The 6388-nt window shown below is 44.5% G+C and carries 6 protein-coding genes and 1 pseudogene; all 7 read right to left on the bottom strand.

Going from position 1 to position 6388, the window contains the following annotated elements; all coding sequences use genetic code 11:
- The coding region (locus ACFILT_RS06760) for a hypothetical protein (protein WP_375679788.1) at positions 1 to 341 on the bottom strand (341 nt) is incomplete at its 3' end.
- Position 342: 1 nt separating this feature from the next.
- Positions 343 to 1419, bottom strand: coding sequence for a major capsid protein (locus ACFILT_RS06755; protein WP_375679787.1), 1077 nt, complete (start codon positions 1417 to 1419; stop codon positions 343 to 345).
- A gap of 12 nt (positions 1420 to 1431) precedes the next feature.
- Positions 1432 to 1800: a head decoration protein gene (locus ACFILT_RS06750; RefSeq protein ID WP_375678580.1), complete on the bottom strand. Its 369-nt coding sequence runs from the start codon at positions 1798 to 1800 to the stop codon at positions 1432 to 1434.
- A gap of 259 nt (positions 1801 to 2059) precedes the next feature.
- A complete protein-coding gene (locus ACFILT_RS06745; RefSeq protein ID WP_375679786.1) occupies positions 2060 to 3127 on the bottom strand; it encodes a S49 family peptidase in 1068 nt (355 codons plus the stop codon).
- Positions 3117 to 4661: pseudogene (locus tag ACFILT_RS06740) on the bottom strand (phage portal protein). Before ACFILT_RS06740 ends, ACFILT_RS06745 begins: the two are co-directional and overlap by 11 nt.
- Entirely contained in the window at positions 4661 to 4909 is a 249-nt protein-coding gene (locus tag ACFILT_RS06735) for a phage head-tail joining protein (protein WP_100131184.1), read from the bottom strand. Before ACFILT_RS06735 ends, ACFILT_RS06740 begins: the two are co-directional and overlap by 1 nt.
- Before the next feature lie 3 nt (positions 4910 to 4912).
- The coding region (locus tag ACFILT_RS06730; protein WP_375679785.1) for a phage terminase large subunit family protein at positions 4913 to 6388 on the bottom strand (1476 nt) is incomplete at its 5' end.

The raw sequence follows: 6388 nt of genomic DNA, 5'->3' as shown, positions 1-6388 counted from the left end.
CGCAAGATAAGTTTATACATACCGGATTCAGAGGCTTGGACATCTGTGATCACGAAGTGCTCTTGAGAAGAGGGGGCTTTGTTGTTTTCAGGGGAAATGATTACAACATTATCTTGAGGTTTTGGTGGTATTCCCCCGATATCATTAATACAAACATCAAGTTCCTTTCTTGCAATTGTGGTAGAGATTCTGCCACCGGCGTCCGATTCCGAATGTTTGATGCCGTAAATCGCTGTAATTTGAAATGATTGTTGATTATCTTTTCGCGTGTAGATGACGGGTTGCCCAAAGGTGTTGCGCACATCTTTAACCATTTGGTTTAGCAGCCCGTGCCATCGCATGTTATTTCGCTCCAAGCACCGCTTTAAAGAGCATTTCAGGACGTGTGCAAATGTAAAGCGGATAGCTATAGACCTCCGGCTTTACCCATGCATTACGGTCGTTATCAACGATCAACATGGTGTAGAGCGGTTTTCCAACCGTGTTGGCAAAATCCAAACTTTCTCCCGGTGCAAAGGTTTTTTGAAACACTCCCGGTGCATTGGCAGGCAAGAATTGGCATTCATCCGGTTTAATGCCTATGGCGCGCTTTGTTCCAGCCTTCGCACTTACATTATAGTTGTGGATACTCCGGTAATTGATAAAGGTCACACCCGCAAAGTCAAAACTGCCAAAGCTCCCAGAGCCAATCGAACTTGGTGTTGCAACTCCTCCAGCGCTATTCAACGTTTGTGCAAGAGCTGTGTTGAGATAAGTCTCACGAATTGTTTTATGGTTTTTCAATTTGGAGAAAAATTCATTTCCACAAAGCCCAATAATACGTGAACGATCAGAAAACGCTCCCTTTGAAGCTTCAATCATCCTCATAATGACTTGGTCAACATGGTCCGCAACATTGGTTGTCTCATTATTTAATTTAAAGTCAATCGGCTTTGGTGGTGTGATTTCCCATTCCTTGTACCAATCGACAATGACAGAGCCATCGGCATCAAGGACAACACCTTGAACAGCGCCAAGCTGCATATTTTCCCATGTCAATTCGATTTCAGAAATCAGTTTCTTTTGTTTTCTGGCAATATATTTCATTGCTGTCTCTAACTGATCTTCTGCGCCAAATTCACGACGGTTTTGGATTTCTTCTGATTTCACCGTATCACTTTTGGCAATCCGTGTTGTTTTGAAAAACCGAAGATTACGACCATCTCTATCGCCTTCTTCTAAAGGTGCCCCGCGCTCACTGGTTTGAATAAGCGAAAATGTATTATCACGCCGTTCAATACCAACCACTGTGGTACTGGTTTCAACTTCCTCAAAAAGATTAAGAGAGCTCACAAGACCAGGTTGAAACTCATAGTTTTCGATGGCTTTCATCATTGTGATGCTTGAGAAAGCATCATGTTTAAAAAAATTCATATCCATGTGTGCATTCTCCTATCGCAATAGAATGTTGTTATGGTCTTCTAAAGACTGAATGGCTGCTTTCTTTTGCTCATCCGTAATGGCATCTGGCCATAGCAGTTCAGACGCTTTTACAGTGCATAAGCGTGCTGTAATCACGGCGCGTTGATCTGCTTCTGTTGCGTCAATAGTGGCAAAAGAAATCCCTGCCGGTGTTTGACTGCCATCTGATGCTGCTGGATTAAGGGGGGTATATTTTTGTGATGCTGTAATTTTCCCCATGACAGTTCCCGCTTCAATGAATGCTCCTGATGCAAACACCACTTCTTCGTTTGACATGTCAGGGTCGTAGGGTCCAAGATAAGCGCCATTGCGTACGTCGTCATAAATAATATTCGTCATTTCACTGCCCTCCAAGCTGCTTCCCATTTTGCGTGAATCTTTGCCTTGCTCGTCCCATCACTATGAGGGGCATAAGGCGAGACTTTTAAAGACGCGCTTTGAGAGCTAGCAGCCGTCAACACACACTGGCGTGCTTTCTCGAGACTCATACCGTTTTGAATAGCTTTTGCTGCGTCAAAAGAAACGCCTAAGTGCTTTGCTTGCCTTTCAAGGGTTGTTAGTGCTTTTGCGCGTTTTCTTTCTTTTTCAAGAGCAGCTTTTATGTTTTCTTGCTTGTCTTCGTTGTCTTCATCCTCATCTTCGTTTTCTTCGTCGTCAAAGATTTCGGCGTTTTTGTCGATGTCACTATCGTCTTCGTCCTCTTCCTCGTCATTGATGATGTCGACGATCTTTTCGTCATCCTCTTCTTCAGCGCGGTATTGTGTGCGTGCCATGTGTTTTGTCCTTCTTTTGTTGTTGTTGGGGGTTGTGATATGGAATCCGTTAAGGCTTCCAAAGCTTGCGCAAGGGTGCCCTGCGCATCTGCTAATCCAAGCTCTAAAGCTTGGGTACCTATAAAAGTTTCTGCTTTTGTGTCACGAATTGCGTCTGCACTCAGAGGTCTGTTTTTTGCAACCCAATCGACAAACATCTCGTAGAGCAGGGCGCAATCGGCTTGCATTTTTATCTGTGCTGTATCGCTTAAGGGTTCGTGAGGATTGCCATGGGTTTTGTGATCACCTTCAAAAACGAAGGTCCATTTAAGCCCGTGTTTCTCATCTGCACGAGATTGGTCAAGATGGGCGCAAACAACCCCAATCGAGCCCACAACACCCGTGCGTGTAACCCATATTTGAGAAGCCGCACAAGCAATGGCATAAGCTGCAGAACAAGCAAATTCATTGGCATGCGCCCAAATGGGTTTATTATATTGTTTTGAAAGGGTTTGAAACTCTTCAACCAAATCAAAGATGCCACCGGCTTCTCCACCACCACTGTCAATATCAAGTAAGACAGCATGAACATCAGGCTGTGCCATGGCTTCACGAAAAGAAGCCCTTAACCCTTCATAAGACGTCAATCCCGATAAAGCTCCAAGCCATGCACCGCGGCGTACAAGCGTGCCATGAACCGGTATTATAGCAACATTGTTTTGCACCACATAGGTTTCTGGTGGTCTTAAAGCTTCTGTACTCCCTTGCGAATAAGCTTCAATGGGAAACTTTTCACTTGCAAAAAGCCGTGGAGCAAGAGCATTGAGAATAATATCAAGCTTTGTGGAGGCAAGCATGTGTGGAACTCCAAAAAGCCGTGATGCCAAAAACGGCATGTCGAGATTATTCACCATTTGTCTGCGCCTTACTGTCTTGGTTGTTTTCATAAGTCTCAGAAGTCTCTGAATCTTCATCACCAATCGCTTGATTGCTAGCAGAGGGCGTTGCCATATCCGTGTCAAAAGATAAGCCGCGCGCACGAGCGTCTGTGTGCTCTTCTTCAAGTTCGGCATGAATGCTGTCGATATCAAAGCCGCGTTCGGCTAGTGCCATGCGTCGTGTTTTCAAGCCAGCACGAATTTCTTCTTTTTCTGCCGTGATATCCTTGTTTGGATCAATCATTTCAAGCGGGGGCGCAAAGCTTTCACATTGAAGCCATGGCAAGGAATTTTCTTCCCATCCGGGTAAGTGAACGCGTCCAGAAAGTACTGCCATTTCAACAAAACGTTCCCAAACAATGCGGTTAAACTGAAAGGCAATGATATGTTCACGCCATTGTTTGACATGCCGTCTAAACTGAATGATGGAGGTTCGCACATTGGAAAAATTACCGCGCGTAACGTCTCCAGTCACAACGGCATAAGGCATATTGAGAGCCGAGCAAATTTTTGAAATATTGCGAAATTGGAAAGCCTCATAAGAACCTCCAACCTCAACAGGGTTAGAGAATGTAACCTCTTTATTCTCTCCTAAATAAAGAGATGCACCGGGCGCAATGGCAGGTGCTTCGTATTCTTCTTCAACGTCGTTTTTATCACGATTATCGGATAATTTTGCGACGTTTGGGGAATTGTCCTTGACAAACGCTGCGAAAAGAGCCGCCGTCCTTTTTCGATCAAGTTCTGCATCATCATAGGATTCGAGTTGAAAGATCTTTGTCATACAGCGCGTTATTTTGGGAGAACCGCGCAATTGTCCGGCAATCCGGCGTTCTTTGATATGAAGGACCATTTCAGCAGGCACGCGCACGCGCTCTTGGCTCTTAAAGGCTCTGTTTGCAGGACAATCATCATAGGGATGATGTTCCCAGAAATGATAAGCAACGCGCTTACCACTGGCATTAAATTCAATTCCCATACGAATGTAATTGCCTTCAATCTCAGCAGGTCCATTATAAGTGAGATCCAGCATTTCAGTAGGATAAACTTGCAACTGAAGAGGCACACCAGAGCGCCCATAAAGGTCAACATAATGCAATCTTACAAAGCATTCGCCGGTTAAAAAGACCTCTCGTGCAATGGTTGCTTGCAGCCCATAAAAGCTGGCATCTTCGTCGTAGTCTGCTTCATCAACCCATTGCCACCATAAGTCTAAAAGCTTTTTCTTTTCTTCTTGAAAACCTTCAATGCGAGGATAAGGTTTAATCCCATCACTGACAGCCGCAGAGACCCATTCCTCCGTTGCAGACCCATAAAGAGCTTCATTGTCATAAAGCTATCTTGAACGGGCAACAATGGTATCACCGCATTCCTCAATCGCTTTATTGATATGTTTTTTTGCGGGGTCAAAACCACCCATACGGCGGCTTTTGCTTGCCGCTTCAAAATGGGGATTGTGTTGACGAGAAATTGTAAAAAAGCCCGTAAGTTTATTGATAAAGCCAGCCATTAATAGCCTCGTGAGATATTAAAATAGAACACGCGTGAACCTTTACGCCCTTCAAGGTCCGCTATTTGCGTATTGATCATTTCAAGAGCTCTGCGCAGTTCCTCAACAGAGCGGTTGCTGACTTGCTTATCGCCGTGACGCACTGATTGCGCACCCGAATAAAGAGCCTCTTCAATTTGCTCTCGCCGCCTTTTTAAACTTTCCAGTCTCGAAAATTTGCTGTTAAATTGTCCTAAAGTTTCATCCACAAATTACCTCCAATCCCCTTGCATATAAGGATTCATCACTGTTCTGGATTGTTTCCTTTGAGGTTGTGCTATCTGAGATCTTCTTGGAGAAGTGAATGAAGAAATCCCAGATGTTGGTTGCTCTACAGAACTTTCAATTTTAAGTTTTTCCAAACGCTCTTCTAAGATATCAACTTCTCGATTAAGATTTATTCCCGCCGAAATCAGACCTTGTAAAGCCGCATAAGCATAGACCCTACAGTCCAAGGCTTCGTTTCTTGCCTTTTCACTTTTTTGCCATTCAATACGCTTGAAGCCTTTAAAATATTTGATGACTTTTCTTTCAGCGGTCAGTTGGTCAAAATATTCTCGATCAAGGCTTTTGTGAAAGTGTGTTGCACCAGCCCCCGATGCTTCAGGACCGGATTTTTTAAACCGTGCCGTGATAATATCTTTCGCGGCATCAACCCCAACAATATAAAGATTAATCTGTCCTTTATTGTTTTTGCTTGGTCGGCGCGGCCATACCGCACGCCATCCCGCGTGCCCCTTAATCCCCCAGATACGCCGCCCCTCACGCGGGCGTACATAATTATAAACTGCCTGTGTGTGTCCACCACCGGTATCAATGCAAGCAGCTGTTATTCTGATACCCTCTTTATAGCCTGGATGTGGCCAGCGTTTTGCAAGATATTCATCCAATTGGTCCCACACTTCAAAAGAAGAGGGATCACCAAGGATCACTTGATAATCAATATGCCAACTTTCTTCACTACGCCCCCATCCCACCACTTCAAGCTCTAAACGGTCATTTTGCACATCAATACCAGCTGTCAACAACACGGCTTGTTCTGGTGCCAATGGATAATCTTCACGTTTTGCATAGAGGCTATCAGGGTCAACAACTTCGCCTGTTCTGTCTTCCCATGGCTCTCCAAGAACTGTATTAATAAAAACTTGCAAAAGAGCAGGGTCTTCTTTGGCTCTTAAAAATTCGCGCGCACAATCGCCCCAAGTCAGCCATGGCGAATAAAGCGCTGAAATATGGTAAGAACGCAGACGAGGCTTACTTGACTCCTGTGTTGCGATCCAGCAAGCACCGTTTTCTTCTGCCATTAAAGTGGATTTACGATGTTCGGCATGTTCATGACCACAATGCGCACAAACAAACACAGCTTTTTCGGGGGCGCCTTTTGGCCACTTGATTTGTGACCAAACAATGGGCTGTAGAACACCACATGCATCACAAGGAACATTGTAATATCTCTGATCACCAAGCACAAAATCCTTGGCGATACGGCTTGTGTCACGGTGTGTCGGCGTGGACAATTTAAAAATTTTACGTTGAATAAAAGCAGAGGTTCGTTTTTCAGCAATTGTTACAGGATCGCCTTCATTATCGACATTCAATGGGTAAGCATCGACTTCATCCAAAACCAAATAGCGAATAGGAGAAGAACGCAATCCAGCAGCACTATTTGCTCCTGTAATCATCAATGT

Source organism: Bartonella sp. AP7XZML, assembly GCF_042195745.1.
Classification (GTDB): Bacteria; Pseudomonadota; Alphaproteobacteria; order Rhizobiales; family Rhizobiaceae; genus Bartonella.
This window is presented reverse-complemented; position numbering and strand designations above follow the sequence as displayed.